Here is a 2,379-nt window from a genome sequence, read left to right on the forward strand (position 1 = left end):
GGCCAGGGTGGCCCGGCCGCCGAGCCGCCGCAGCGCCGCCATGGCTCCGCGTTCCAGGCGCTGAACTGTCACGTCGATGCCCACGATTCCCGCGACCGGGCCGTCCGGGCGGGTAAACACCGGGTGCGTGAAGGTCAGGACGTACTCGTCGGTGCAGAGGAAATCCACGTAGGGCCCGGTGACGTGGGCCCGTCCTGTTTCCACGGGGATCCGGAACCACTCGGCCTTGACGTAGCGGCTGATGGAGTTGGGACTGAAGTTGGCCAGCGCGTCGACGTGCTCCAGATCCGGGCCCTGCCACCAGGCGATGTAGCTGCGCCCGGGCCCGAGCAACCCGGCGTTGGCGATGAACCCCGCTCCGGCCGCGTAGCCGCCGGGCAGCTGCACCAGTTCCTCGACCACCGGACGGATGAGCTTGTCCACGGCCGTGCCGGTGACTTTGCCGGACATGGCGGCCAGGGCGGCCCCGGTGTCAGCGGCCCACTCCGTCAGGCAGTGCTCGATGCCGGCGATGGTGGCGTCGAGTTCGGCTGCGGCCAGCTGGGCCGCCTTCTCAACCGCGCCGGGTTCGGCCGGCGCTGCCATGGACGCTGCGGTGGGGCCTGCGGTGGAGGTGGTTTCGGACATCGGTGCTGCCTTAGCTCGAAGGTGCCGGACATTTGCGGTCAAAGATGGCCACGATCGTGGCTCCGGGATGCGGGTGCGGTCAATAGCTCTTGGCCTGCTCGGTCAGCAGCCAGTCGGTGGTGGCGGAGATGAGGGCCTTGACCCCCGTTTCGGCGGCCCCGGGGTCGTGGGTCTCGATGGCGGCCGCCACGTCCCCGAGGATCACGGCGGTGCGTCCGCGGTAGCCGGTGTCGGCGCAGGGCAGCAGCGTGAGGGTGCCGAGATCTGCCTGCAGCCGGATGAGCTCCCGGGCAAGCCGGGCCGAGCGGGCAATGGCCGCGACTTCCAGCAGGAACTCCGAGAGGGCCAGACGCCAGCTCAGGGAGTCATCGTCCGCTGCGGGGATGAATGAGCGCAGCGTGGCGATGTCGGCGGCGTCGGAGCGGCGGGCCGCCACGCCCGCGCAGGCCGCGGCGATCGCCTGGTAATGCAGCGCGAGGTCCCTGATCTGCAGCCGGCTCAGCTCATGCAGTTGCGCCAGGGCCCGTTCCCGGGAGGGCAGCACGTCGTCGGCGATGAAGCTTCCGCCGCTGCGGCCGCGCGCGGTCCGGATGATTCCCGAGGCGCGCAGCTGGGAGAGTGCCTCCCGTGCCGTTACCGCGGACACTCCGAGGGCCGCGGCCAGCTCGGTTTCGTTCGGCAGCCGCTGGCCGCTGGTGAGCAGCCCGGTCTCCACGGCCTGTTCGATCCGGCCGCACACTTCATCCACAAGCCCGCGTGATTTGATCGGCGTGAACACCGCCGCCAGGCTCCGGGAGGCGCCCGTGGGCGACAACACCATTCGGGCCTCCCTTCCCTCCGGCGGTATCCGCCCCGCACCGGCCGTGCATCCCTGCGGCTTCCGCGGTGCCGCCGCGCGTCGCCCGGGCTGATGACATCCTAATCCGGGCTTTGCCGGAGGGTCTATACACAAAACCTATGGAGTAATAGCATTTGGCCCAGCAGCCCAGTGTGGACTGGATCACATTCGGTTGCGTGGTTCCTGTGGACGATCCGGCAACGGAGTAAGGCGCACCCCATGACCGAAACACTGGCCGCCGGCACCTCGACCGGAAAGGAAGAGGTTCCGGCGATCCGTCTGCGTAAGCTCACCAAGGTCTTCGGGGACACCGTCGCGGTAAATGGCGTGGACCTGGACATCCGCCACGGGGAATTCTTCTCCATGCTTGGCCCGTCCGGCTCCGGCAAGACGACGGTCCTGCGCCTGATCGCCGGCTTCGAGCTGCCGACGTCCGGGAGTATCGAACTCGAGGGCAAGGACGTCACGGCCATGGCGCCCTTCCAGCGGGACGTCAACACCGTATTTCAGGACTACGCGCTGTTCCCGCACATGTCCCTCGTGGACAACGTCGCCTATGGGCTGCGGGTGCGCGGCATGCCCGGGAAACAGCGGCGGGAGCGGGCCAGGGAAGCCTTGGACCGCGTCCAGCTCGGGAAGTTCCTCGGCCGCAAACCCGCCCAGCTCTCCGGCGGCCAGCGGCAGCGCGTTGCCCTGGCCCGGGCACTGGTGGTCGAGCCCAAGGTCCTCCTCCTGGACGAGCCGCTCGGTGCCCTGGACCTCAAGCTCCGGCAGCAGATGCAGGTCGAACTCAAGGAACTGCAGCGCTCGCTGGGTATCACCTTCATCTTCGTCACCCACGACCAGGAGGAGGCCCTGACCATGAGCGACAGGATCGGCGTGTTCAACAACGGCGGCATCGAACAGATCGGCAC

General features: G+C 68.7%; 3 protein-coding genes. 1 reads left to right on the forward strand and 2 read right to left on the reverse strand.

Features of this window, described 5'->3' with window-relative positions; translation table 11 throughout:
- Together LQV45_RS26095 and LQV45_RS26100 are read right to left on the reverse strand one after the other, a co-directional pair.
- On the reverse strand, positions 1–627 hold a 627-nt coding region (locus LQV45_RS26095), incomplete at its 3' end, for a cache domain-containing protein (protein ID WP_230009579.1).
- A 79-nt stretch (positions 628–706) separates the two neighbouring features.
- A complete protein-coding gene (locus LQV45_RS26100; RefSeq protein ID WP_230009582.1) occupies positions 707–1,447 on the reverse strand; it encodes a FadR/GntR family transcriptional regulator in 741 nt (246 codons plus the stop codon).
- A gap of 237 nt (positions 1,448–1,684) precedes the next feature.
- Between LQV45_RS26100 and LQV45_RS26105 the strand changes: the two genes are divergently transcribed.
- On the forward strand, positions 1,685–2,379 hold a 695-nt coding region (locus LQV45_RS26105), incomplete at its 3' end, for an ABC transporter ATP-binding protein (protein ID WP_230009584.1).

Source organism: Microbacterium sp. Bi128, from assembly GCF_918698205.1.